The organism is Streptacidiphilus sp. P02-A3a (genome assembly GCF_014084105.1).
Taxonomy (GTDB): Bacteria; Actinomycetota; Actinomycetes; order Streptomycetales; family Streptomycetaceae; genus Streptacidiphilus.
Map to the genome: position 1 here is coordinate 1,357,027 of NZ_CP048289.1, position 25,048 is coordinate 1,382,074.

The 25,048-nt window shown below is 72.6% G+C and carries 18 protein-coding genes and 1 other RNA gene; 15 read left to right on the forward strand and 4 right to left on the reverse strand.

Going from position 1 to position 25,048, the window contains the following annotated elements; genetic code table 11:
* Positions 1–6: 6 nt before the first annotated feature.
* The gene (locus GXP74_RS06220) at positions 7–1,380 is read right to left on the reverse strand and encodes an ABC transporter substrate-binding protein (RefSeq protein WP_225447745.1); all 1,374 of its coding nucleotides are present in this window, start codon (positions 1,378–1,380) and stop codon (positions 7–9) included.
* A gap of 211 nt (positions 1,381–1,591) precedes the next feature.
* Here GXP74_RS06220 and GXP74_RS06225 point away from each other — a divergent pair, with 211 nt between their 5' ends.
* The gene (locus tag GXP74_RS06225; RefSeq protein WP_182450406.1) at positions 1,592–2,785 is read left to right on the forward strand and encodes an ROK family transcriptional regulator; all 1,194 of its coding nucleotides are present in this window, start codon (positions 1,592–1,594) and stop codon (positions 2,783–2,785) included.
* A gap of 187 nt (positions 2,786–2,972) precedes the next feature.
* On the opposite strand, the gene GXP74_RS06230 is transcribed toward GXP74_RS06225, so the two are convergent.
* On the reverse strand, positions 2,973–5,816 hold the full coding sequence (locus GXP74_RS06230; RefSeq protein ID WP_182450407.1) for an FHA domain-containing protein: 2,844 nt from the start codon (positions 5,814–5,816) through the stop codon (positions 2,973–2,975).
* Between the two features lie 364 nt (positions 5,817–6,180).
* Here GXP74_RS06230 and GXP74_RS06235 point away from each other — a divergent pair, with 364 nt between their 5' ends.
* From GXP74_RS06235 to GXP74_RS06250, 4 genes are all read left to right on the forward strand, one after another.
* Positions 6,181–8,097 (forward strand): serine/threonine-protein kinase, encoded by a 1,917-nt coding sequence (locus GXP74_RS06235; RefSeq protein ID WP_182450408.1) that lies wholly within the window; start codon positions 6,181–6,183, stop codon positions 8,095–8,097.
* A 153-nt stretch (positions 8,098–8,250) separates the two neighbouring features.
* Positions 8,251–9,591, forward strand: coding sequence for a serine/threonine-protein kinase (locus tag GXP74_RS06240; RefSeq protein ID WP_182450409.1), 1,341 nt, complete (start codon positions 8,251–8,253; stop codon positions 9,589–9,591).
* A gap of 210 nt (positions 9,592–9,801) precedes the next feature.
* Entirely contained in the window at positions 9,802–10,920 is a 1,119-nt protein-coding gene (gene prfB / locus GXP74_RS06245) for a peptide chain release factor 2 (protein ID WP_182450410.1), read from the forward strand.
* A gap of 242 nt (positions 10,921–11,162) precedes the next feature.
* A complete protein-coding gene (locus GXP74_RS06250) occupies positions 11,163–11,699 on the forward strand; it encodes a hypothetical protein (protein ID WP_182450411.1) in 537 nt (178 codons plus the stop codon).
* A gap of 170 nt (positions 11,700–11,869) precedes the next feature.
* On the opposite strand, the gene GXP74_RS06255 is transcribed toward GXP74_RS06250, so the two are convergent.
* Positions 11,870–12,064: a hypothetical protein gene (locus GXP74_RS06255; protein WP_182450412.1), complete on the reverse strand. Its 195-nt coding sequence runs from the start codon at positions 12,062–12,064 to the stop codon at positions 11,870–11,872.
* A 387-nt stretch (positions 12,065–12,451) separates the two neighbouring features.
* Between GXP74_RS06255 and ftsE the strand changes: the two genes are divergently transcribed.
* The 8 genes from ftsE (at position 12,452) to murJ (ending at position 22,301) form a co-directional block, all read left to right on the forward strand.
* Positions 12,452–13,141 (forward strand): cell division ATP-binding protein FtsE, encoded by a 690-nt coding sequence (ftsE, locus tag GXP74_RS06260; RefSeq protein WP_182441818.1) that lies wholly within the window; start codon positions 12,452–12,454, stop codon positions 13,139–13,141.
* A 61-nt stretch (positions 13,142–13,202) separates the two neighbouring features.
* Positions 13,203–14,123, forward strand: coding sequence for a permease-like cell division protein FtsX (gene ftsX, locus GXP74_RS06265; RefSeq protein WP_182450413.1), 921 nt, complete (start codon positions 13,203–13,205; stop codon positions 14,121–14,123).
* A 104-nt stretch (positions 14,124–14,227) separates the two neighbouring features.
* Positions 14,228–14,713 carry an SsrA-binding protein SmpB gene (smpB, locus tag GXP74_RS06270; protein ID WP_370468379.1) on the forward strand — a complete coding sequence of 162 codons (486 nt, stop codon included), beginning with the start codon at positions 14,228–14,230 and terminating at the stop codon, positions 14,711–14,713.
* A gap of 117 nt (positions 14,714–14,830) precedes the next feature.
* Positions 14,831–15,200, forward strand: a transfer-messenger RNA (tmRNA) gene (gene ssrA, locus GXP74_RS06275).
* 175 nt (positions 15,201–15,375) lie between these two features.
* Positions 15,376–17,760 (forward strand): UvrD-helicase domain-containing protein, encoded by a 2,385-nt coding sequence (locus GXP74_RS06280; RefSeq protein WP_225447746.1) that lies wholly within the window; start codon positions 15,376–15,378, stop codon positions 17,758–17,760.
* Positions 17,761–18,147: 387 nt separating this feature from the next.
* Positions 18,148–19,596, forward strand: a complete 1,449-nt coding sequence (locus tag GXP74_RS06285) for an NAD-dependent malic enzyme (RefSeq protein ID WP_182450415.1) — start codon at positions 18,148–18,150, stop codon at positions 19,594–19,596.
* A gap of 589 nt (positions 19,597–20,185) precedes the next feature.
* Entirely contained in the window at positions 20,186–20,467 is a 282-nt protein-coding gene (locus GXP74_RS06290) for an HU family DNA-binding protein (RefSeq protein WP_030260605.1), read from the forward strand.
* A 115-nt stretch (positions 20,468–20,582) separates the two neighbouring features.
* A complete protein-coding gene (gene murJ, locus GXP74_RS06295; RefSeq protein WP_255528090.1) occupies positions 20,583–22,301 on the forward strand; it encodes a murein biosynthesis integral membrane protein MurJ in 1,719 nt (572 codons plus the stop codon).
* A gap of 99 nt (positions 22,302–22,400) precedes the next feature.
* On the opposite strand, the gene murA is transcribed toward murJ, so the two are convergent.
* On the reverse strand, positions 22,401–23,744 hold the full coding sequence (murA, locus tag GXP74_RS06300; RefSeq protein WP_182450416.1) for a UDP-N-acetylglucosamine 1-carboxyvinyltransferase: 1,344 nt from the start codon (positions 23,742–23,744) through the stop codon (positions 22,401–22,403).
* A gap of 304 nt (positions 23,745–24,048) precedes the next feature.
* On the opposite strand from murA, the gene GXP74_RS06305 reads away from it, so the two are divergent.
* On the forward strand, positions 24,049–24,627 hold the full coding sequence (locus GXP74_RS06305) for a YqgE/AlgH family protein (RefSeq protein ID WP_182456191.1): 579 nt from the start codon (positions 24,049–24,051) through the stop codon (positions 24,625–24,627).
* Between the two features lie 55 nt (positions 24,628–24,682).
* Entirely contained in the window at positions 24,683–24,979 is a 297-nt protein-coding gene (locus GXP74_RS06310; protein WP_182450417.1) for a DUF3039 domain-containing protein, read from the forward strand.
* Positions 24,980–25,048: the final 69 nt, after the last annotated feature.

Here is a 25,048-nt window from a genome sequence, read left to right on the forward strand (position 1 = left end):
GGGGGCTCAGGACCACCGCACCTTGGCCGCGTCCGCCTCCAGCTGCGCGGCGGTGCCCTGGACGTCCGCGGGGTTCTTCAGGAAGGCCTGCATGTCCTTCCAGTAGCCGGCGCCCACGGTGCCGCCGAAGGCCGCCGGGGACAGGTCGTCGAGACTGAAGTCGACGTTGGTCCCGGCGCTGATCAGCATCTGGGCTTCCTGCTGGGTGGTGGCGTCCGGGTAGTCCGAGACCGGTACCAGCCTGTTCGGCGTCAGATAGCCGCCCTCGTGCGCCCAGATGGCGTCGGCGGCGGGGGAGGCCAGGAACTGGATCAGCTCCATGGTGGCGGCGTTGCTGTTCAGCGCCGTCGCCATGTCCCCGGCGACCTGGACGAAGTTCGAGCTGCCGCCGGTGGCCGGTCCGGGGAAGGGGAAGAACTTGGCGCCGGTACCGATCTTGGCGGTGGTGGTGCTGGTGATCTGGGTGGCGGAGAAGTCGCCCTCGAACACCATCGCGGCCTTCGGCGGGGTGGTGAAGGTCTGCGTCACCGAGTTGTTGAACGAGGTCTGGAGCGCCCCGGAGTCGCCCCCGGCGATGAACTTCTGATTGCCCAGCAGCTGGCCGAAGGTGGTCAGTGCCTTGATCACGGACGGGTCGGTCCAGTGGATCTGGTGGTGCGCCAGCTTGTTGTACATCGCCGGGCCGGCTTCGCTGAGGTAGATGTTCTGGAACCAGTCGGCCAGGGTCCAGCCGTCCGAGCCGCCGATGGAGACCGGGGTGATCCCGGCGTCGGACAGGGTCTGGCAGTCGGCCAGGAACTGGGTCCAGTTGGTCGGCGGGGTGATCCCGGCCTGGCTGAACTGGGCGGTGTTGTACCAGAACGTGGTCTTGTTGGACGCCTTGTAGACGACCGAGTAGAGCTTGCCGTCCACGGTGCCCATGGACTCCCAGCCGGGGCCGTAGTCGGCGGCCACCTCCTGCTGGATGGCCGGGGTGAGCGGCTTGAGGGCGCCCTGCTGGGCCAGGGTGTTGATCAGCCCCGGCTCCGGCAGCAGCGCGACGTCCGGCGGCGAACCACCGGCGATCTTGGTCTGCAGTACCGTGCCGGTGTTGGAGCCGCCGGACTGGTAGGCGACGCTGGCGCCGGTCAGCGAGTCGAAGCGGTTCAGCACGGCCTGGAAGTCGGCCTGTTCGGCGCCGGTCCACTCGGCGAGGACGGTCAGGTGCTGGCCCTTGAGCGAGGGCAGCGCCGCCGCGTTGGCGCCGCTGGACGAGGCCGCCGGGGCGGAGGCGGTGCCGGAGCCGCTGCCGCCGCCGGAGCTGGAGCAGGCGGCGAGAAGGAGGGCGGCGGTCGCCGCGAGCGCTGTTCCGGCGATCCTTGATCTTTTGTGCGCAGTCACGATGGGCCCCTTCGATGGACTGTCGGCGGACTCTCGGGATCGGGCCGCGAAGCTTGCCGCGTTTTTCGAAAGCTAACGACGACGAAATGGGCCGTCAATAACGCTGGCATTTCGAAGTAAATGAACAAATTCCATCGAACTAATAGCCCGTCCACCGGGCCCATTTGTTCGGTACTTGACTAATAGCGCCACCGGATTGATTCTGTCGGACATGGCCACGCTTCCCCGGGACTCCCGCTCCGAGCGCACCAGGCAGAACGTGGTCCGGCTGCTCCGCGAACGCGGGACGCTCAGCCGGGCCGATATCGCCCGAGCCACTGGAATGTCCCGCTCCACCATTTCCGGCCTGATCAGCGAGCTGGTGGCGGACGACATCGTGATGGAGCTCGGCACCAAACTGCCGCCGGTCGGCGGCCGGGCCGGGCGGCCGGCGGCCGCGGTCATGCTGAATCCGGCCACCGGTGAGGCCATCGGCGTGGATTTCGGCCACCGGCATGTCCACGTGATCATCGCGGACGTCGCGCACGAGGTGCGGATAGCCAGGTCGGCCGAACTGCCGCCGCGCTACGAACCGCAGCAGGGGCTGCACGCCGCCGCCGGACTGGTGCAGTCGGCGATGGACGAGATCGGCACCAGGCGCTCGCGGATCCTCGGCGTCGGCGTCAGCCTGCCCTGCACCGTCGACCGCCGCACCGGCCTTCCGGCCGCCCGGCGCTACTCCCCGTGGTCCGGGGTGCCGGTCGCGGCGGAGCTCGGCGAGCGGTTACGGATGCCGGTGCTGGTGGACAGCGACGCCAACCTCGGCGCGCTGGCCGAGCGCCAGTGGGGCGCCGGACGGGACCACGAGGATCTCGTCTACCTCAAGCTGCACGCGGGGGTGAGTGCCGCCTTCATCAGCAACGGGAAGCTGGTCCGGGGCGTGGCCGGGACCGCCGGGGAGATCAGCCACCTGGTGATGGACCCGGGCGGCCAGCTCTGCCGCTGCGGTCGGCGCGGCTGCCTGGAGTCGTACATCGGCCTGCCCGCGGTGATGCGCGGCCTGGAGCACGGGTACGGCGACCGGGTGAGCCTGCGGAACGTGATCACCATGGCCTGGCAGGGCGACCGGGGCTGCCAGCGGGCCCTGGCCGAGGCCGGGGCGATGGCCGGGCGGGTCGCCGGGATGCTCTGCGGCCTGCTGAACCCGGAGCGCGTGATCGTCGGCGGCGCGCTGGCGGCGGCGGGCGAGCTGGTACTCGGCCCGCTGCGGGAGGCGGTCGCCGCGGCCGACCCGGACGCGCCGCCGGGCAGCCCCCCGGCGGGCACCACCGTCACCGCCGCCGCGCTCGGCCCGCAGGCCTGCGCGCTGGGCGCGGTGGCGCTGGTCCTCGGCCAGACCGGCGAGCCGCTGCCGGTCGCCGAGTAGGCCGCCCGCGCCCGGCCCCGCGAGCCCGGCCCCGCGGTGACCCAGAGCGGCGGCCCCAAGCGGCGGCCCAAAGCAGCGGCCCCGAGCGGCGGCCCAGAGCAGCGGCCCCGAGCAGCGGCCCCGAGTGGTGGCCCAGAGCGGCGGCCCCAAGCAGCGGCCCAGAGCGGAGACCCGGGGCAGCGCGTGCTCAGAGCAGCGGGGCCGGGGGCGCGGCGTCCAGGGTCGCGGCGGCCCGTTGCAGCGCGCTCGCCAGCAGGGCCAGGTCGGTCGGCCCGTTGCCGAGCTCGCGGACCGGACGCCGGGCCGGGGGATCGCCCATGGCCGACCAGTCGAGCGGGGCCACTGTCGGCCGCAGCGTGGCGGTACGCGGGATCCGCCCGCTGATCCGCGCGCCCTGGAAGCCGGTCACCCGCCCGTCGGCGTAGCGGACATAGCCACGCCCCGGATGCTCCTCGGTGACCCCGGCGGCGTCCTCGACGTGGATCAGCAGCGCGGACAGGCGCGGGTCGTCCACCCGCAGCGCCACCCGCAGCTGCGCCGCCTCGTCCAGCTCGCTGCCGCTGCTGCGGTCCGGATGGGCGGTGCTCACCGCCAGATGCACGCCCAGCCGCGGGCCGCGCACCGCCACCGCGTCCAACGCGGCGGCCAGGGCTGCGCGTTCGCGCCCCGGGAGCAGCAGCTCGTCATGGTCGTCGACGACCACCAGCAGCCGTGCGGGCGGCGCGGTGTCCACCGCGAGCTGCCCGCTGCCGGGCTGTTGGCCCGGGTAGTCGTGCGGGACGCGGCGCTGCTGGGGCGCCAGCCGGGAGAGCGCGCCCTCGGCGTGCCAGGAGGTGAACGAGCGCCCCTGCAGCAGCATGTCGCGCCGGTCCAGCTCGGCTGTCAGCGCATGCGCGGCATGCAGCAGCCGCAGCTCGTCCGAACCGTCGACATGGCCGGTGACCTGCGGCAGCTCCAGACAGGGGAGCAGCCCTCGGGCCTGGTCCTGCGGCGGACGGCCCTCGATCAGCAGTACCCCGAGCTGGTCCGGCCGTTCGGCCACCGAGAGCGAGGCGAGCAGAGTGCGCAGCAGCTCGGTGCGGCCGGAGCCGGGGGCGCCGCCGACCAGCAGGTGGCCGGTCAGGTCGAAGCCGCAGGCGCCGTCCCGGTCCGCGCCGACCAGGGCGGCGGGCAGTGCGCCGGAGGTCACCTGCAGGTCGGTCCAGCGGCTGGAGATCTGGGCCGGGGTGACCACGTCGAGCCCGAGCAGGTCGAGCAGCCGGGGGGCGTTCGGCAGTGCGCCCCGGCCCGCGCGGTGCCCGCTGTCGGCCTCGCGCAGCGGGGCGAGGGCCCGGGCCAGCCCCTCGGACCAGGCGGTGGAGACCGCGTCCAGGGCGACGCCCTCGATCAGCTCCCGCGCCGGGTGCGCCCGGTGGTGGCCGCCGGAGGCGGACGGGTGCGGCGAGGCGACCGGACGCTCCAGCGTCAGCAGGGTGGCGACCTCGCCGGTGATCGCGGCGGTCGCGCCGCAGCCGCGCGGCAGCAGGTCCGGGTGCTCGGCCAGGCAGATGGTGTGCACGCCGGTGGCCGGGCCCTCGGCCAGTATCCGGGCCAGGGCCTCCCGGGCGGCGGGGCTGCCCGGGTCGCCGTCGACCAGCAGCACGGTGGCGCCGCCCGCGCGCGGCACCGGCCGGTCCAGCTCGGCCAGCCGGGCCAGGGCCTGCTCCGGGTCGAGCGCGGTGAGCAGTCGGCAGGGCTGCCCCCGGTTCGGCCGCAGCTGCGGCAGCCAGTACATCCAGGACCAGTCCGCGCCGCGCTCCCGCGCCGGGCGTCCCGGGTCGGCCGAGACCAGGACCAGCTCCAGCGCGCTGGGGCCGTGCAGTACCGCGAGCTGGGCGAGCAGGACCCGGGCCAGGCCGGTCAGCCGGTGCCGCGGACCGCTCAGGCCGAGGCTGCCCACGGAGCGCAGGTCCAGCACCACCGGACCGGCCGGGCGCTCGCCGGAACCGAGGCGCAGCACCAGGGTGTCGGGGTGGTCCAGGCCGCGCTCCCACAGCCGCGGGCCCGGGCCCAGCGCGGTGAGCAGCAGCTCGGCCGGGTCCGGCCAGCGAGTGGAGCGCACGGCCGGGGTGAGCGCCGGGAGGCGTACGCCGGTGGCCGGGGTGGGCACCGAGTCGCCGAGGGCCGGCGGCGGCTGGTCGCCGGGCCCGTCGGGGCGGGCGGAGCGGCCGCGCAGCGTCAGCAGGCCGCGTGCCCGGGAGGAGAGCGGGCGCGCGGCGGGCTCGGGCGCGCCGCCCGCGCCGGTGCCGGTCGCGGTGCGGCCCCGGGGGCCGCCGGCCGGGGCCGCCGCCGGGCGGGGCACCAGCTGCACCTGGCCCTGGCCGTCCGGGATCAGGTCGGTCCGGTCGAAGTGGCCGGGGGCGATCCGGATCACCGTCTCGCCGAGGCCGATCAGCGCCCCCGGCGGCACCGGGCGCGGTTCCGCGCCGACCGGGCGGCCGTCCAGGGTGGTGCCGTTGGTGGAGCCGCTGTCGGCCACGTTGACCCGGCCGTCGGCGGAGACGTCGAGCACCAGGTGGAACCGGGAGACGTCGGGGTCGTCCACCGGGACGTCGGCGCCGGAGGAGCGGCCGACCCGGACCAGCCCGGCCCGCAGCAGGTGGATGCCGCCCGCGTCGGGGCCGCCGACCACCCGCAGCTCGGCGGGGGAGTCGGTGAGCGGGATCGGCACGTGGTCCGGATCGGGCTCGTCCAGCCGCAGCAGCGCGCCGTCGACCAGCGGCGGGTGGCCGAGCACCGCGCGCTCGTCGAGCCGCTGGTCGCCGACGAAGAGCTGGACCTGGGTCGCGGCGCGGCCGGTGCGCGCGCCCGGGCGGGCGCCGACCGCGCCCGCCAGCGCGCCCGCGACCGCCCCGAGCTGCGTTCCCGCCGGTGCGGTCACCAGCACGTCCACGGCCTGCGCGGACGCCGGTGCGGCCGCCCGTTCCCGGCCATGCGTCGGGAACGGCGGTCCCCCCTCGTGGGGGCCGCACACGCTCAGCCGGATCTGCATGGTGGTCCGCCCCTTCCGCCCAGCCAACTCCCGGACCTGGTGTCGCCCACCCGCGCTCAGGCACAACGGATCACCCCCGTACGCGGGGTGGGCGCAACGGTGCTGAAGGCATCCTCCCATCCGCCACCGACAACGCGCCCACGGCACCCGATGCAGTGATCTTGGGAACTTACCTTCCGGTGGCCGCGTCCACCGGGTGTAGGCATGTGGTGGCCGCGCCGCGCACCGGGCTCGCGGTCGGGGAGGCCGCGCGGTTCGAACGCCATTAGAGTTGCCGAACACGCAGACAGGAACACGCAGACAGCTGGAGCGGGGCCGGGGGGACCGGTACCCAACGGCGCAATGCATGACGAGGAGCCCACGGGTGCGTCCGGTTGGCAGTAAGTACCTGCTGGAGGAGCCGCTCGGGCGCGGCGCCACCGGGACGGTCTGGCGCGCCCGGGTCCGGAACGAGACCGGGCAACCGGGGGAGCAGACCGTCGCCATCAAGGTCCTCAAGGAGGAGCTGGCGACCGACCCCGACATCGTGATGCGCTTCCTGCGCGAGCGCTCGGCGCTGCTGCGGCTGGTGCACCCCAACATCGTCCGGGTCCGCGACCTGGTGGTCGAGGGCGAGGTGCTGGCCCTGGTGATGGACCTGGTCGACGGCCCCGACCTGCACCGCTACCTGGCCGACCAGGGCCCGCTGAGCCCGGTGGCGGGAGCGCTGCTGATGGCGCAGGTGGCCGACGCGCTCGCGGCCAGCCACGTCGACGGCATCGTGCACCGCGACCTGAAGCCGGCCAACGTGCTGCTGGCCACCCGGGCCCAGGCCGACGGCGCCGAGCAGATGCACCCGCTGCTGACCGACTTCGGCATCGCCCGACTGGCCGACTCGCCCGGCATCACCCGCACCCACGAGTTCGTCGGCACCCCCGCCTACGTCGCCCCGGAGTCCGCCGAGGGCCGCGAGCAGACGGCGGCGGTGGACGTCTACGGCGCCGGCATCATGCTGTACGAGCTGGTCACCGGTCGGCCGCCGTTCCACGGCGACGGACCGTTGCAGATCCTCCAGGCGCACCTGTCGCAGGAGCCCGAGCGGCCCCGGAACCTGCCCGAACCGCTGTGGACGGTGATCGCCCGCTGCCTGGAGAAGGACCCGGCCCGGCGGCCGACGGCGGTGACCCTGGCCACGGCGCTGCGCACGGTCGCGGCGGGCGTCGGTGTGCACGCCTCCCCGGCGGCGATCGACGCGGCCTTCGCGGTGGGCGAGCTGCTGACGCCCGCGGTCGACCCGCGCGGCGCGACCCTGCCGGACGGCCGACGGTACGACCCGGCGGCGACCACGCTGCTCGCGGGCAGCGTGGCGGCGCCGACCCAGTCGGTGCCGACCGCGCAGGCGGACCGGTTCGGCGCGGCCGACCCGACCCAGCTGCTGCCCCCGGGCTCGGCCGACCCCACCCAGCTGCACCCGCGGACCCCCCAGCCGACCACGTTGCAGCCCACCGCCGTGCGGCCGACCGCGCCGCAGCCGGGCCAGCAGCAGTGGCCGGACCAGTGGAGCCAGCCGCAGGAGGGCCAGCAGCCCGAGGGTCAGCAGCCCGAGGGCCCGCACCCGTGGGAGAGCCAGCTGCGCGCCGCGCGCAACCGCAACGAGCAGACCCAGCTCGGCTACCAGGAGCCGGTGGAGCAGCCGCAGCCGCGCGCGCGGCCGCAGGTGGCGCCCCCGCCGTACCGGCCGGGCCCGCGGGACTACCAGCAGCCGTACCAGCCCGACGGCTACCGGCCCGACCCGTACCAGCAGGACTCCTACCAGCAGGACTCCTACCAGCAGGACCAGTACTCGCAGGACCAGCAGTACCAGCGTGAGCAGCACCGGCCCGGCCAGTACGCGCAGGACCAGTACCGGCCCGACCCGCACCAGCCCAGGTCCTACCAGCCCGAGCCGGAGCCGGAGCGGCCCGCCCCGCGCCCCGCGCCCCGCGCCGCGCCCCCGCGCGAGGAGCCGCGCGAGCCGGAGCCCGAGCCGCGCCCGAGGCGCGAACCGCGTCCGCCGCGCCGCAGGATGCGCATTCCCGGCGGCGGCTGCCTGCGCAGCCTGCTGATCCTCGCCGTCATCCTCGCGGTGATCTGGTACTTCACTCCGGTGCAGCACTGGATCCACAACGTCGAGGGCTGGTGGCACCAGGTCGCGCACTGGTGGGACAGCATCACCGGGACCGCCAACAAGATCAAGAACGACGTCCCCAAGGTGTCCAGCACCTCGCTGCTGCCCAGCTCGCTGCCGACTCTCGGCAACTGAGCCGCCGCGCTGTCCGGATTGGCGCTTTGTCGACTTCAAGTAGGCAGTAACCGCACCTGGTTCACCCAAGCGGCCGTACTCCGCGTACGTTGGTCCTCGCGTCCTTCGGTCGCAGGCAGACGGCCAGACCCCTCATCCGCGCACGGAGCAGCCTTGGCACGCAAGATCGGTAGCCGCTACACCGCGCACCAGGTGATCGGCCGTGGCTCGGCGGGCACGGTCTGGCTGGGCGAGGGCCCGGAGGGACCGGTGGCCATCAAGCTGCTGCGCGAGGACCTGGCCTCCGACCAGGTCCTGGTCGGCCGCTTCGTCCAGGAGCGCACCGCGCTGACCAGCCTGGACCACCCCCGGGTCGTCGGCGTCCACGACCTGGTGGTGGACGGGGACGACCTGGCGCTGGTGATGGAGCTGGTCCACGGCGCGGACCTGCGCTCCCGGCTGGAGCGCGAGGGCCCGCTGGCCCCGCAGGCGGCCGTCTCCATCGCCGCCGACGTGGCCGAGGGCCTGTCCGCCGCGCACGCGGCCGGAATCGTCCACCGGGACGTGAAGCCCGAGAACATCCTGCTCGACCAGGCGTCCTCGCCCGGAGCCGGTGGCGCGCCGCGCGCCAAGCTCTCCGACTTCGGCATCGCCCGGCTGGTGGACGCCCCCCGGCGGACCCGGGCCACTCGGATCATCGGCACCCCCGACTACCTGGCGCCGGAGGTGATCGAGGGCCTGGAGCCGCGCGCGGCCGTCGACATCTACGCGCTGGCCACGGTGCTGTACGAGCTGCTGGCCGGGTTCACCCCCTTCGGTGGCGGCCACACCGGGGCGGTGCTGCGGCGGCACGTGACCGAGGCGGTCGCCCCGCTGCCGGGTCTGCCCGAGGACCTCTGGAAGGTCATCGCGCAGTGCCTGGCCAAGGCCCCGGCCTCGCGGCTGCGCGCCGCCGAGCTGGCCACCCGGCTGCGCGAGCAGTTGCCCTCGCTGACCGGACTGCCCAGCCTGGACGTGGCACACCCGGCCGTGCCGCCCGCCGCGCTGGACTACCAGCCGGAGGAGGACGACGAGTTCGAGCAGCGGTCGGTCTCGCGTCGGCACGGCCCGGCGGTGCCGCTGGTGCCCGGCGCGCCGCCCGACTCCACCAGGGACACCCACACCAGCCTGCGCCGCCCCAGCGCCGAGGAGTTGGCCTCGTTCGCGGCGGCCTCGCGCGCCGAGCACGACGGCTCCCGCAGCGGCCGGTCCGCTCGGGAGCGGACCGGTGGCGGCGGGCACCGGCCGGGCGGCGCCGGGCGCGGCGGTGCGGGCCGGGCGGTCCGCAGGCGGCGGCTGCTGGTCGCGGCGCTGCTGACGGTCCTGGTCGGCGCCGGGGCGGTGGGCGCCTACGAGGCGACCGCGAGCGGCGACGGCGGCCAGTCCCCGGGCAGCAGCGTCAGCACCCCGCCGAGCCCCTCCGCCTCCGGCCCCTCCGCCGACGGGCTCCTCCCGCTCGCCCCGCCCACCGCCTGACCGCCGCACCACCGCCCAGGGACGCCCTTGGGACGCTCTGGGACGTCCCAGGGACGAGCTGGGACGACATGGGACGAGCTGGGACGACGTGGGACGGACGGAACGTCCCAGGGGGCGGGGGCCGGTCCGGGGCCGCCCCCGGGCGCCTCGGTGCGCCCCCGGGCGGAACCGGGGGCGGAGGTCGCCGGTCGGAACCATTAGGCTGGTGGCGTGGCAGCCATCGATCCTTCCGAAGAACTCAAGTCCCTAGAGACGACCATGTCGTCCATCGAGGCTGTGGTCGACCTCGACAAGATCCGGGCCGACATCGCGGTCTTCGAGGAGCAGGCCGCCGCGCCCAACCTGTGGGACGACGTGGACGTCGCCCAGCAGGTGACCAGCAAGCTCTCCTACCTCCAGGGCGAGCTGCGCAAGGTGCTGAGCCTGCGCAGCCGGATCGAGGACCTCGCGGTCATGTTCGAACTCGCCGAGGACGAGGGCGACGCGGACGCCCGGGCCGAGGCCGATGCCGAGCTGGCCGACGTGCAGAAGGCCGTGGACGAGATGGAGGTCCGCACCCTGCTCTCGGGCGAGTACGACGTCCGCGAGGCCGTGGTCAACATCCGGGCCGAGGCGGGCGGCGTGGACGCCGCCGACTTCGCCGAGCGGCTGATGCGGATGTACCTGCGCTGGGCCGAGCGCCACGGCTACCCGACCGAGGTCTACGACACCTCGTACGCGGAGGAGGCGGGCATCAAGTCGGCGACCTTCGCGGTCAAGACCCCCTATGCCTACGGCACGCTCTCGGTCGAGCAGGGCACCCACCGGCTGGTCCGGATCTCGCCGTTCGACAACCAGGGCCGCCGCCAGACGTCCTTCGCGGGCGTCGAGGTGCTGCCGGTCGTCGAGAAGAGCGACCACGTCGACATCGACGAGTCCGAGCTCCGGATCGACGTCTACCGCTCTTCCGGCCCCGGCGGGCAGGGCGTCAACACCACCGACTCGGCGGTGCGGATCACCCACCTGCCGACCAACATCGTGGTCTCCTGCCAGAACGAGCGCTCGCAGATCCAGAACCGCGCCAGCGCCATGAACGTGCTCCAGGCCAAGCTGCTGGCGCGCCGCCGCCAGGAGGAGAAGGCGGAGATGGACGCGCTCAAGGACGGCGGCAGTTCCTGGGGCAACCAGATGCGCTCGTACGTGCTGCACCCGTACCAGCAGGTCAAGGACCTGCGCACGCAGTACGAGGTGGGCAACCCGCAGGCGGTGCTCGACGGCGAGCTGGACGGCTTCATCGAGGCCGGTATCCGCTGGCGCAAGCAGAGTGAGAAGAACGACAACGCCGGGTAACCGCTGGTGGTGGCTCGGCCCCGGTTCCGGACCTGGGTGCATATTTCGGAACGGTAACGGCGATTTGCCCGCAAAAGCGGACAGATCGCCGTTGACGTTCCGGGTCGCTCTTGACCATGCTGACCGCGCAGTGCCCGCGCCAGCGGGCACCCGTGCGGAGAGGGGCCGTTGTGCGAAGCGGACACCGGAGGAAACCCGGGGGCATACGCTCCCGGGCGGCGAGAATCGCCGGAGCGGCGCTGGTGCTGTCCGGCGCGGGCCTGACCGTGACGGGTGTGGCCGAGGCGGTCTCCGTCCCCGGGGTGTCGCCCAACCAGACCTTTACCGCGGTGCCGCAGAGCGCGGACACCGCCGGCGACGCGCCGACCACGGCCTCCGCCGCGCCCAGCGACCCCGCGTCCGACCCGGCCACCGGTGCGGACACCGCGGACGCCGCCCCCAGTGACAGCGCGGGCGACACCGCGCCGCCCGCGTCCACGCCGCCCACCGGCAGCGCGACGCCGAGCGGTGCCGCCTCCTCGGCGACGGCCTCCGCCACCGGCGGTGCCGGTGCCAGCAGCGCGCCCGCGGGCGGAGCGTCGGCGTCCGGCTCGGCCGCGCCCACGACGCCCGGAGGCGGCCAGACCGCCCCGGTGGCCCAGCCGCAGCCCCGGCAGACCCTCGCCGAGACCGGGACCGACCAGAGCGTCCCCTGGCTGCTGTCCGGCAGCGCGACCCTGATCGCGGGCGGACTGGTGTTCCGCTTCGGCCCCCGGCGGACCCCGCGCCGCAGCCACTGACCCGGGCGGGGCTGACCTGAGCAGGGCCGATCCGGGACGGACAAACGCACGGGGGCGGGCAGACGGACCTCTCGGTCCGTTGATCTGCCCGCCCCCGTGCGGGTGACGGTGACGTGCCCAGCTCAAGCTCGGCTGGAGCCAGGCCGCTCAGGCCTCAGGGACTCCGTGCCTCAGGCGAACGCGTGCCGGGCTATCAGCACGCACGCGACCAGGGCCGTGATCAGTGCGATCAGTGCGGCGGGGGAGATCGAGCCGAACAGCTTCTGCTGCTCCTCCATCTGCCGCCGACTCGCACGACAGGTGGGGCAGCGCCCCTCGCTCACCGGTCCTGAACAGTTGGCGCACACCAGACGGTCGAACGTCACAACGATCTCCTCCTTCGACCTGCCCAACGAGACACCATGCCGGGTGGGTTCCCTCCACTGTGCCACGTCGAACACGATTCGGCCGGGTTCCGGTTCCGCGCGTGATCGCCCTGCGTCACCGAGCCTGAGAATCCACGGCTCGACCCCTATTATTTTTTGGCTTTTGTTCTTGTATGTCCGTTAACTCCCGCAGGATTCCCGGTCCGAGACTGCGATCCGGTGGCGGCTTCGCGTAAGGTCGGCCAGACCTGGGGGTGCTGTGCGGCGTGCCGCGGCGCGGTTCCGCCGACTGCCCTGTCCCTGCCCGCGCAGAGGGTTGTGAAGGTTCCGGTCATCCGGTGAACCGCACGCCGCCCTCCACCTAGACTGGCCGACCGTGATGCAGCCGTGATCCGATTCGACAATGTCTCCAAGACCTATCCCAAGCAGAACCGTCCGGCGCTGGACAACGTCTCGCTCGAAATCGAGAAGGGCGAGTTCGTCTTCCTGGTCGGCTCCTCAGGTTCCGGCAAGTCGACGTTCCTGCGGTTGATCCTGCGCGAGGAGCGGCCGAGCACCGGTGACGTCCACGTGCTCGGCAAGGACCTGGCCAAGCTGTCCAACTGGAAGGTCCCGCAGATGCGGCGCCAACTGGGCACCGTCTTCCAGGACTTCCGGCTGCTGCCGAACAAGACCGTGGGCCAGAACGTCGCGTTCGCGCTTGAGGTCATCGGCAAGCCCCGGTCCGTCATCGGCAAGGTCGTGCCCGAGGTGCTGGAACTGGTCGGCCTGGCCGGCAAGCAGGACCGGATGCCCGGCGAGCTCTCCGGTGGTGAGCAGCAGCGCGTCGCCATCGCCCGCGCCTTCGTGAACCGTCCGATGCTGCTGATCGCGGACGAGCCGACCGGAAACCTCGACCCGCAGAACTCCGTCGGCATCATGAAGCTGCTGGACCGGATCAACCGGACCGGAACCACCGTGCTGATGGCCACCCACGACCAGGCGATCGTCGACCAGATGCGCAAGCGCGTCATCGAGCTCGACCAGGGCCACCTCGTCCGCGACCAGTCCCGTGGCGTGTACGGCTACCAGCACTGACCTGGAGCCCGCCGCCACTCGGCGTCCGCACCAGGCCGACGCCCCAACCAGCTAGGAAGTCATGCGAGTACAGTTCGTCATGTCGGAGATCCTTGTAGGTCTCCGACGCAATCTGACGATGACCATCGCGGTCATCGTGAGCGTGGCGCTCTCGCTGGCGCTGGCGGGAGCGGCGATCCTGCTGAACACCCAGGTCGGCAACATGCGCGGCTACTGGGACAGCCGGGTCGAGGTCTCGGTGTTCTTCTGCAACAAGACCGACGCCGGCAACGTCAAGATGTACCCGGGCTGCGCCTCGGGACCGGCCACCACCTCGCAGATCGCGGCGGTCCGGCAGCAGCTCCAGTCCAGCGGCCTGGTCCAGCAGATCTACACCGAGGACCAGGCACAGGCGTACGCCAACTTCAAGGAGCAGTCGCCGAACAACCCGATCCTGGTGAACCTCACCCCGGACCAGATGGAGTACTCGCTGCGAGTCAAGCTCTACAACCCGCAGAAGTACGACTCGATCACCAGCATGGTGGCCGGCCAGCCCGGCGTCAGTGAGGTCCAGGACCAGAGCGAGGTCCTGAAACCGCTGTTCAACCTGTTGAACGGGGCCCAGGTGGTGGCCTGGACGATCATGGCGATCATGGCCTGCGTGACGGTGCTGCTGGTGGTCAACACGGTCCGGGTGTCGGCCTTCAGCCGAAAGCGCGAGACCGGGATCATGCGCCTGGTCGGCGCCTCCAACTTCTACGTGCAGATGCCGTTCATCGCCGAGGCGGCGTTCGCGGCGGTGGTCGGCGCGGTGCTGGCCTCGGGGATGCTGGCGATCGGCAAGTACCTGCTGGTCGACCAGTTCCTGAGCAAGCAGATCTCGCTGATCAACTTCATCGGCTGGGGCCCGGTCTTCCAGGTGATGCCGCTGATCCTGGTGTTCGGTGTGGTGATGTCCTCGATCGCGGCCTTCCTCACCCTGCGCAAGTACCTGCGGGTCTGACCCCCGGCCCTCGCCGCGCACGCCCCGGGTACCGCACGGTGCCCGGGGCGTCCGCATAACCTCAGTGCCGACCGGCCCTCCCGAGTGCGACAATGGCCCGCATCATGGCGAAGGTAAAAGAACCCGGACGTAAGCTCGTCGCGCAGAACAAGAAGGCGCGGCACGACTACAACATCCTGGACGAGATCGAGTGCGGGCTGGTACTGACCGGTACCGAGGTGAAGTCACTGCGCGCCGGCCGGGCCTCACTGGTGGACGGTTTCGCGGAGATCACCGGCGGCGAGGCCTGGCTGCACAACGTCCACATCATGGAGTACGCGCAGGGTACGTGGACCAACCACGCCGCCCGGCGCAAGCGGAAACTGCTGATGCACAAGGAGGAGATCCGCAAACTGGAGTCCAAGCTGCGCGAGTCCGGCTTCACCCTGGTCCCGTTGTCGCTGTACTTCAAGGACGGCCGGGCCAAGCTGCTGCTGGCGCTGGCCCAGGGCAAGAAGCTGCACGACAAGCGGCAGACCCTGCGTGAGCAGCAGGACCGTCGGGAGACCGACCGGGTGCTGGCGGCCGTGCGTCGCCGCTCCGGCGGCTAATGAACTGGACCCCCGCCTCAGCGGGGCCGTAGGATGAAGGTGTTCCGCAGGACCCCCCAGGTCCAGGCGGGACGGCGGGTGCTGGAAGCCCGCCTTGACAAATGAACAGCACCCCATGGGGGTGATCGGTTTCGACTGGGGATGTCGATCCAGGGGAAGCGAGCCGAGAAACGCGGCAATGATCTCGTTAACCACGTGTCGCAAAACATAATCGCCAATTCCAAGCGCGATTCCTTCGCCCTCGCCGCCTGAGCGAGTAAACGAAGGTGTCAGCCCGGGCGCGTTCCCGTCCCGGACCCTGGCATAATCTAGGGAACTCAACCGTCGCGCCCGGTCACGGGGAGCGGCGGGAAATCAAACAGTGACTGGGCCTGTCGGCGGCTTGTCCGTGTGACTGCCGGGGCCGAGAAAAGCACAGCGGACTGCGCTCGGAGAAGCCCTGGTTCCGCACCACAGGACGCGGGTTCGATTCCCGCCACCTCCACCACACCCCATGGATCCACCCCTTCGCCCGCGCCGGGCTCCCCGGCGCGGGCGAAGGCGTTTTGCTCCGCTGACCTCGGCGGTTCCGGCAGCCGACCGGCCCGCTGCCCTCACCTCGGGGCCGGGAATGGCGTAGGGTTGCCCGTCCCCCATTTCGTGACGGGGCAGAACAGCAAGAGATGACGTACGACAGGGGGCACATGTCCGCGCCCAGCAGGACCAGCGGGACCAGCAACGACGCGCACACAGACAGGCAGGCCGGGAAAACGGAGAGCGAAGCGCAGGCGCAGACCCAGGCGGAGACGCTGCGGGACCGCGAGATCGCGGTGGAGCAGCATCATCTCGACCAGGTGTACCACCGGCTGGAGGAGAAGCTGGCCGAGGCCGAGTTCATCCTCGACGACGCCAGCCGCAAGTTCCAGGTGGGCACCCCCGGGGCGCTCGCCGAGCGCGACGCCCAGGTGTTTCAGGCCGGAGCGCACCTCCAGCGGCTGAACAGCGAGTTCGAGGACTTCCTGTTCGGCCGGATCGACCTCCAGCAGCCGGACAGCCCCGAGGAGGATGGTTTCCCCTCGCAGACGCCGCTCGACCCGGCCGACCCGGCCGTCGCCGAGTCGCTGCACATCGGCCGGATCGGGGTGCTCGACGCGGAGTACGGGCCGCTGGTGATCGACTGGCGGGCGCCGGCCGCCGCGCCCTTCTACCGGGCCACCCCGCTACAGCCCGGCCGGGTGCTCCGCCGCCGGGTGATCCGCTCGCGCGGACGCCGGGTCCTCGGTGTCGAGGACGACCTGCTGCGCCCCGAGCTGGAGCCGGTCCTCGACGGCGAGCCGCTGGCGGTCATCGGCGACGGCGCGCTGATGGCGACGCTGGGCCGGGCCCGCGGCCACACCATGCGCGACATCGTCTCCAGCATCCAGCAGGAGCAGGACATCGTGATCCGGGCCGCCGCCACCGGCGCGACCCTGGTCAGCGGCGGTCCCGGTACCGGCAAGACCGCCGTGGCGCTGCACCGCGCCGCCTTCCTGCTCTACCAGGACCGCCGCCGCTACGCGGGCGGGATCCTGGTGGTCAGCCCGACCCCGCTGCTGGTCTCCTACACCGAGGGGGTGCTGCCCGCGCTGGGGGAGGAGGGGCAGGTCGCGATCCGCGCGGTCGGCAGCCTGGTGGAAGGCATCGAGGCGGACGCCTACGACAGCCCGGAGGCGGCCCGGGTCAAGGGCTCCTCGCGGATGGTCACGCTGACCCGCCGCGCCGCCCGGGCCGCGGTGGACACCGACGACACGCCGACCGAGCTGCGGGTGACCGCTCTCGGCGAGGTGCTGCGGCTGGACGCCAACGCGCTGCGCAACCTGCGGCGGACCGTCCTGGGCACCGGCGGCACCCCGATCAACCTGCTCCGCCCGCGTGCCCGGCGACTGCTGCTGGACGCCCTGTGGTCGCTGCTGCTGCGCACCCGGCCCCGGCCGACCGACCGGCTGGACCGCGAGCAGCAGCAGCGCGAGCGGGAGGCCTTCGACGAGTACGTCAGCGACGAGGAGGGGTTCCTGGCCTTCCTCGACGCCTGGTGGCCCGCGCTCACCCCGCGCCGGGTGCTGGCGACCCTGCGCGACCAGCGCCGGATCGCCCGGCTGGCCCGCGGCGAACTGAGCCAGCCGGAGGTCCGGCTGCTGGCGGGCTCCTGGCGGCAGCTGGACGACGCCGGGCGCGGCAGCGTCACCGCGCACGATGTGGCGCTGCTGGACGAGCTGACGGTGCTGCTCGGCGAGGCCGCCCGGCAGCGCAGCCGCGAGGTGAACCCGATGGACCTGCTGACCGGCCTGGACGAGGTCACCACCTTCGCCGAGCGCTCCCGCCGCGCCGAGTCCCGGCGGGAGGCCGACGAGCGCCGCGACTACGCCCACATCATCGTGGACGAGGCGCAGGACCTGACCCCGATGCAGTGGCGCATGATCGGCCGCCGGGCCCGGCAGGCGACCTGGACCATCGTCGGCGACCCGGCGCAGAGCTCCTGGATCGACCCGGCCGAGGCGCAGGCGGCGATGGACGAGACCCTGGGCAGCAAGCCGCGCCGGAGCTACACGCTGACCACCAACTACCGGAACCCGGCCGAGATCGCCGAGGTGGCGGCGCGGATCCTGGCGCAGGCCGCCCCGGGCACGCTGCCGCCGAACGCGGTGCGCTCCACCGGCGTGCACCCGCGCTTCGTGTCGGTGGCGGCCGAGGACCGGGTCGGTCCGGCGGCGCGGGCCGAGGTGGAGCGGCTGCTGGCGGAGGTGGACGGCACGGTCGGCATCGTCGTCCCGATGGACCGCCGGGAGGAGGCGGCCGGCTGGATCGACGGGCTCGGCCGCCGGGCGGTGGCGCTGGGCAGCCTGGAGGCCAAGGGCCTGGAGTACGACGCCACGGTCGTGGCCGACCCCTCCGGGATCGCGGGCGAGTCGGACGCCGGGCTGCGGGTGCTCTACGTGGCGCTGACCCGGGCGACCCAGCGGCTGACGGTGCTGTCGGGACCGCTGGACCTGCCGGACGCCGACGGAGTCCCGGCGCTGCTGCGGGACTGACACCGCCACGGTCGGCGACAGCACTGAGGCTCCCCACCAGTCAGGTGGGGAGCCTCAGTTGACGATCAGTGCGACACCGACCCGCCATGCTCGCCTCGCGGCAAGTGGTCGCTCGAAGCGACTAAGGTTGGGCCCGGGGGCTTGGATCGAGCCGGTGCCGCACACCCAGACTAACAAAGCCTCCCGGAAACGCATTCCCTTCGCCGGAGAAACTTCCGCCCCCGGCCGCCCGGTGACCCGTCCCGGGGCCCGCCCCAGCTGCGGCTATCCGCGCAGTGGAACAATATTTCCACCTACTGGCTGGTAGGTGGGATCATCGAAGCGGAAACCGGCGAACCAGCGCACGGCGAACAGCGCACAACGAACGTGCTCACGGAAGAAGGAACGATGGCAACGGTGCCAAGCGTGTCGAACTCGATCACGGTGCGGATGGAGGTCCCGGCCCGCGGCAACGCGGTGAGCCAGATCACCACCTCGGTGGAGTCCTCCGGCGGGTCCGTGACCGGTCTCGACGTGACCGCCTCCGGCCTTGAGGCGCTGCGCATCGACGTCACCATCGCCGCCGCCTCCGTGGCGCACGCGGAGGAGATCGTCGACAAGCTGCGGGCCATCGACGGCGTCGAGATCGGCAAGGTCTCCGACCGCACCTTCCTGATGCACCTCGGCGGCAAGATCGAGATGTCGTCCAAGCTGCCGATCCGCAACCGTGACGACCTCAGCATGATCTACACCCCGGGCGTGGCCCGGGTGTGCATGGCCATCGCCGAGAACCCCGAGGACGCCCGCCGGCTCACCATCAAGCGCAACAGCGTCGCCGTGGTCACCGACGGTTCGGCGGTGCTCGGGCTCGGCAACATCGGCCCGATGGCCGCGCTGCCGGTGATGGAGGGCAAGGCCGCCCTGTTCAAGCGCTTCGCCGGGATCGACGCCTGGCCGATCTGCCTGGACACCCAGGACAGCGACGAGATCGTGGCCATCGTCAAGGCCATCGCGCCGGGCTTCGCCGGGATCAACCTGGAGGACATCTCCGCGCCCCGCTGCTTCGAGATCGAGGCGCGGCTGCGCGAGGCGCTGGACATCCCGGTGTTCCACGACGACCAGCACGGCACCGCGATCGTGGTGCTGGCCGCGCTCACCAACGCGCTCCAGGTCGTCGGCAAGGAGATCGGCGACGTGCGGGTGGTCATGTCCGGCGCCGGAGCGGCCGGTACCGCCATCCTGCGGCTGCTGCTGGACGCCGGCGTCAACCACGCGACCGTCGCCGACGTGCACGGCGTGGTCCACCTCGGCCGGGACGACCTGGACGACTCGCTGCGCTGGATCGCCGAGAACACCAACCGCAGCAACCGCACCGGCACCCTGAAGGAGGCCGTGCACGACGCCGACGTCTTCATCGGCGTCTCCGCGCCCAACGTGCTGTCCGGCGAGGACATCGCGGCGATGGCGCCGGACGCGATCGTGTTCGCGCTGGCCAACCCCGACCCGGAGGTGGACCCGGCGGTGGCCCGGCAGACCGCCGCGGTGGTGGCCACCGGGCGCAGCGACTTCCCGAACCAGATCAACAACGTGCTGGTCTTCCCCGGGGTCTTCCGCGGCCTGCTGGACGCGCAGAGCCGCACCGTCAACAGCGAGATGATGATCGCCGCCGCCCTGGCGCTGGCCGCCACGGTCGCCCCGGAGCAGCTGAACGCCAACTACATCATCCCGAGCGTGTTCCACCCGGACGTGGCCAAGACCGTGGCCGCCGCAGTCCGCGAGGCCGCGCTGGCCGCCGGTACCGCGAACTCGGGACCGGCCGCCGACGAGACCGGCAGCATCCCGATCATCCACGTCTGACCGGCTGGGACGTGCTGGGACGACCTGGGACGACCTGGGACGCGACTGGGACGCGCTGGGACGGCCGGGGACGTCCCAGGGACGGCCGGGGACACCTGGGACGCCCTGGGACCTTCCTGGGAAGTTCCTGGGAGGCCGCTGGGACGTACTCGAACGCCCCGGCGCCGCGACGGGTCGTCAGACCTGGGACGATCCAGTGAACGTCCCCGTTTGGGCGGTTCTCGTCCCAGTGGCGTACCGTGTCCCTGGACCGGCGTGCCGTGCCCGACCCGTACGGGGAGGCCGTCACGACTTCCGCCGAGAGCCACGTCGCGCCACCCCATCCGGGGGTCGGAACCAGCGGCGGACGCGGCGTCACAGCGCTCGGCCTGTGGCGCTGTTCGTGTGACTCTCACGGGTGCCGGATTCGCTTTCCCGGCGGTAGTGGGGGCAGGATTCGTGCCAAGGCAAGAGATTTGCGCAGCCTGGGGCATCGAACGAGATCCCCCATCGTCTGTCGGGAGTCACCCGGTTGGGTGGCTCGGCAGCCGAGGCGGCGGTCCTTTGGGGCAGCCGAGGATCGCAACGCGACAGACCACATGGAGTACATATGAACCGCAGTGAGCTGGTGGCCGCTCTGTCCGAGCGCGCCGAGGTGACCCGCAAGGACGCCGACGCCGTTCTGGCCGCGCTCGCCGAGGTCGTCGGCGACGTCGTCGCCAAGGGCGACGAGAAGGTCACCATCCCCGGCTTCCTGACCTTCGAGCGCACCCACCGTGCCGCCCGCACCGCGCGCAACCCCCAGACCGGCGACCCGATCCAGATCGCGGCCGGCTACAGCGTGAAGGTCTCCGCGGGCTCCAAGCTCAAGGAAGCCGCCAAGGGCAAGTAAGCCCCCAGGCAGCAGCAGCCGCGCCGGGCGGTCCCCCCTCCAGGAGGACCGCCCGGCGCGGCGCCGTTCCGGGCGCCCCGGGAACCCGGCGCGCCGTCCGAGCGTCCCTGACGTTATGCGATCAGCCAGGCACGCGGCCCGCCCGGACAGCCGGGGCCCGGCCCGCCACGCGGCCCGCCCCGGCCCCCGCCCGGCGGCGGCTCCGCGGACCGCCCGGAGCCCCCGCGACGGCCAGGGCGCCCGGGCCGGTCTCGGCCGCTCCTCGGTGCTGATGGCGGTCGGCACGGTGGTCTCCCGGGCCACCGGGCTGATCCGGCTGGTGCTCCAGGGCGCGGCGCTCAGCACCGGCCTGCTGGCCACCACGTACAACGTCGCCAACACCGTCCCCACCAGTATCTACACGCTGCTGATCGGCGGCGCGCTGAACTCGGTGCTGGTCCCGCAGCTGGTCCGGGCCCGCGAGCAGCACCCGGACGGCGGGCGGGCCCACGAGCAGCGGATCGTGACCCTGGTGCTGTGCGTCCTGGGCGTCGGCACGGTACTCGCGGTGCTGGCCGCCCCGCAGATCGTCTCGCTCTACCTGGCCGACACCCCGCGCGACCACCAGACCTTCGAGCTGTCGGTCGAGTTCGCCCGCTTCCTGCTGCCGCAGATCTTCTTCTACGGGCTCTTCGCGATCTTCGGTCAGATCCTCAACGTCCGCGACCGCTTCGGCGCGATGATGTGGACCCCGCTGCTCAACAACCTGGTCCTGATCACCCTGTTCGGCCTCTACCTGGGCCTGGTCGGCGGCCCGCACGACGCCACCGGGGTCACCGCCGCGCAGGTCAGACTGCTCGGCGTGGGCACCACCCTGGGCATCGCGCTGCAGTCGCTGGCGCTGCTGCCGTACCTGCGGGACGCGGGCTTCGTGCTCCGCCCGCGCTTCGACTGGCGCGGGAACGGCCTGCGCGCCAGCGTCACCGCCGCCCGCTGGACGCTGCTCTTCGTGCTGGCCAACCAGGTCGCGCTGACCGTGGTCACCCGCTACTCGGCGGACGTCGACACCGCGCTGCCCACGGCCGGGGCGGGCAACACCGCGTACTTCTTCGCGCAGACCATCTGGCTGCTGCCGCAGTCCGTGGTCACCGTCACCGCCGTGACCGCGCTGCTGCCCCGGATGAGCCGGGCCGTCGCCGAGGAGCGGCTGGACGACGTGCGGGCCGACCTCTCCCGCGGGCTGCGGCTCACCGGCCTGGTGATCGTCCCGGTGGCCTTCTTCTTCCTGGCCCTGGGCCCGCAGCTGACCTCGCTGCTGTTCGGCGTCGGGCACCACCCGGGCCCGACGCTGCCGATGGGCCGGATGCTCCAGGCCTTCGCGCTCGGCCTGATCCCGTTCTCCGCGCAGTACCTGCTGCTGCGCGGGTTCTACGCGTTCCAGGACACCCGGACGCCGTTCCTGATGGCGGTGTGCATCTCCGGCCTGGACATCGCCCTGGCCGCGGCCTGCCACCAACTGCTGCCCACCCGTTGGGCGGTGATCGGGATGGCGGCCGCGTACTCGGTGTCCTACCTGGCCGGGCTGCTGGTCACCGGCGCCCGGCTGCGCCGTCGGCTCGAAGGCCGGATCGACGGCAGGCGGCTGGCCCGCACCTACGGCAAGCTGGTCCTGGCCGGGGCACTGGCCGCCGCCGCGGCCTGGGCGGTGACCCGGACCGACGCCGGTGCCGCCGTTCCGGCGCTGCTCAGCGGCGGGGCGGTGATGGCGCTGCTGTTCCTGGCCGTCGCCTGCGCGCTGCGGCTGCCGGAGCTGAACCGGCCCCGGGCCCGGCTGCTCGGCGCGGTCCGCCGGTGAACCCACCGCAGATGAACCACCGCCGGTGAGCCAGCGGGGCCGGTGAACGAGTCGGCCCGCCCCCGCCGGACCGTCAGCGGGGGCGGGCCGAGGCCGTGCTCACAGCTCGTCAGCGGACTCCTCGCCGGGCAGCTCCACCTGCGCGCCCAGCGCCCGGAGCTTGTTCATGAAGTTCTCGTAGCCCCGGTTGATCAGGTCGATCCCGTGCACGCTGGACGGCCCCTGCGCGGTCAGTGCCGCGATCAGGTAGGAGAAGCCGCCGCGCAGGTCGGGGATGACCAGTTCGCCGCCGAGCAGCTTGGACGGGCCGGAGACCACCGCCGAGTGCAGGAAGTTGCGCTGCCCGAAGCGGCAGGGGGTGCCGCCCAGGCACTCGCGGTACAGCTGGATGTGCGCGCCCATCTGGTTCAGCGCGGAGGTGAAGCCGAGCCGTGACTCGTAGACGGTCTCGTGCACGATCGACAGGCCGGTGGCCTGGGTCAGCGCCACCACCAGCGGCTGCTGCCAGTCGGTCTGGAAACCGGGGTGGACGTCGGTCTCCAGCGCGATGGCGGTCAGCTCGCCGCCCGGGTGCCAGAAGCGGATGCCCTCGTCGTCGACCTCGAACGCCCCGCCGACCTTGCGGAAGGTGTTGAGGAAGGTCATCATCTCCAGCTGCCGCGCGCCCCGGACGAAGATGTCGCCGCCGGTGGCCAGCGCCGCGCAGGCCCAGGAGGCGGATTCGAGCCGGTCCGGCAGCGCCCGGTGGTTGTAGCCGCCGAGCCGGTCCACCCCGGTGACCAGGATGGTCCGGTCGGTGCCCATGGAGATGATCGCGCCCATCTTCTGCAGCACGCAGATCAGGTCCACGATCTCCGGCTCGATGGCGGCGTTGCGCAGCTCGGTCACGCCCTCCGCCAGCACCGCGGTCAGCAGCACCTGCTCGGTTGCGCCGACCGAGGGATAGGGCAGCTCGATCTTGCAGCCGCGCAGCCGCTGCGGGGCAGTCAGCACCGTGCCCTGCGGGTGCTTCTCGATGACCGCGCCGAACTGGCGGAGCACGTCGAAGTGGAAGTCGACCGGGCGTCCGCCGATGTCGCAGCCGCCGAGGCCGGGGATGAACGCGTGGCCGAGCCGGTGCAGCAGCGGGCCGCAGAACAGGATCGGGATCCGCGAGCTGCCCGCGTGGGCGTCGATGTCGGCGACGTTCGCGCTCTCGACGTGCGAGGGGTCGAGCACGATCTCGCCGGACTCGTCGCCGGGGAGCACGGTGACCCCGTGCAGCTGGAGCAGCCCGGTCACGACCTTGACGTCACGGATGTCCGGAACGTTGCGGAGCCGGCTCGGCTCCTGCCCGAGCAGGGCGGCCACCATGGCCTTGGGCACGAGGTTCTTCGCGCCGCGGACACGGATCTCGCCCTCAAGGGGGTTGCCGCCATGGACAAGCAGGACGTCGTCGGTCATGGTCTCGCGATCCTGGGGAGGGTTGGGGGGTGGAGCGGGGGCAGTGTTCGGCGCACACACGTCAAGTTCCGACACCAAGGAAGATGGTATTCGCACCGGAGCGGTTCCCTGGCGCACCGGGTGTTTGCGGGAGCGGCCGGATTGGGCAGGAGGGGCGGGGGAGTCGTCGTGTGGTGAAGCTCTCACGGGCGGGCCCGCGCGGCAACCGCAGCGCGCCGCGCCGAAGGCCGCAACCCGCCGCGACGCGGGCCGCCCGCCGCGACGCGGCCGGTTGCGTTGCCTGCCCGGCGGGATGTGCGGGATCATTTCTGCCATGACCGAGGCCGTCTCGCTGGCGGGCAGGCTGCTGGTGGCAACACCCGCGCTGACCGATCCGAACTTCGACCGTGCGGTGGTGCTGCTGATCGACCACGACGCCGAGGGCACCCTCGGCGTGGTCCTGAACCGGCCGACCGGGGTCGAGGTCGGCGCGGTGCTGGAGTCCTGGGGCGCGTTCGCGGGCGCGCCCGCCGTGGTCTTCCAGGGCGGCCCGGTGGCGCTGGACTCGGCGCTGGGACTGGCCGTGGTCCCGGGCGAGTGGCCCTCGGGGGAGTTCCTCGGCTGGCGGCGGGTGCACGGGGCGATCGGCCTGGTCGACCTGGAGGCGCCGCCGGAACTGCTCGCCCCGGAGCTGGGCTCGCTGCGGATCTTCGCCGGTTACGCCGGATGGGCGCCCGGGCAGCTGGAGGACGAGCTGCTGGAGGGCACCTGGTACCTGGTCGAGTCCGAGCCCGGGGACGTCTCCTCGCCGGACCCGGAACGGCTGTGGCGCTCGGTGCTGCGGCGGCAGCGGGGCGAGCTGGCGCTGGTGGCGACCTACCCGGACGACCCCTCGCTGAACTGAGCCGACTTCGCCGCCGCCGTACCACGGCCGGTGGCGAGTCCTAGACTGGTGTGCCATGAGCACCTATGACCCCGAGTACCAGCCGGAGCGCGGCGGCAGCACCGGAACCCTCGTCGAGCCGGTCCCGCAGACATCCCACGGCGACGGCGACCACGAGCGGTTCGCGCACTACGTGAAGCGCGACAAGATCATGGACAGCGCGCTGTCCGGCAGCCCGGTCGTGGCGCTCTGCGGCAAGGTCTGGGTGCCCGGGCGCGACCCGAAGAAGTACCCGGTCTGCCCGATGTGCAAGGAGATCTACGAGGGCCTGGACGGCAGCGGGGACAAGGACAAGGGCGGCAAGGACAAGTAGCCCGCGGGCCGGAGCGGCCCGGCCCGGGGTCGCCCATAGGTCTGGACCATTGGTGCAGATCGGGGCAGG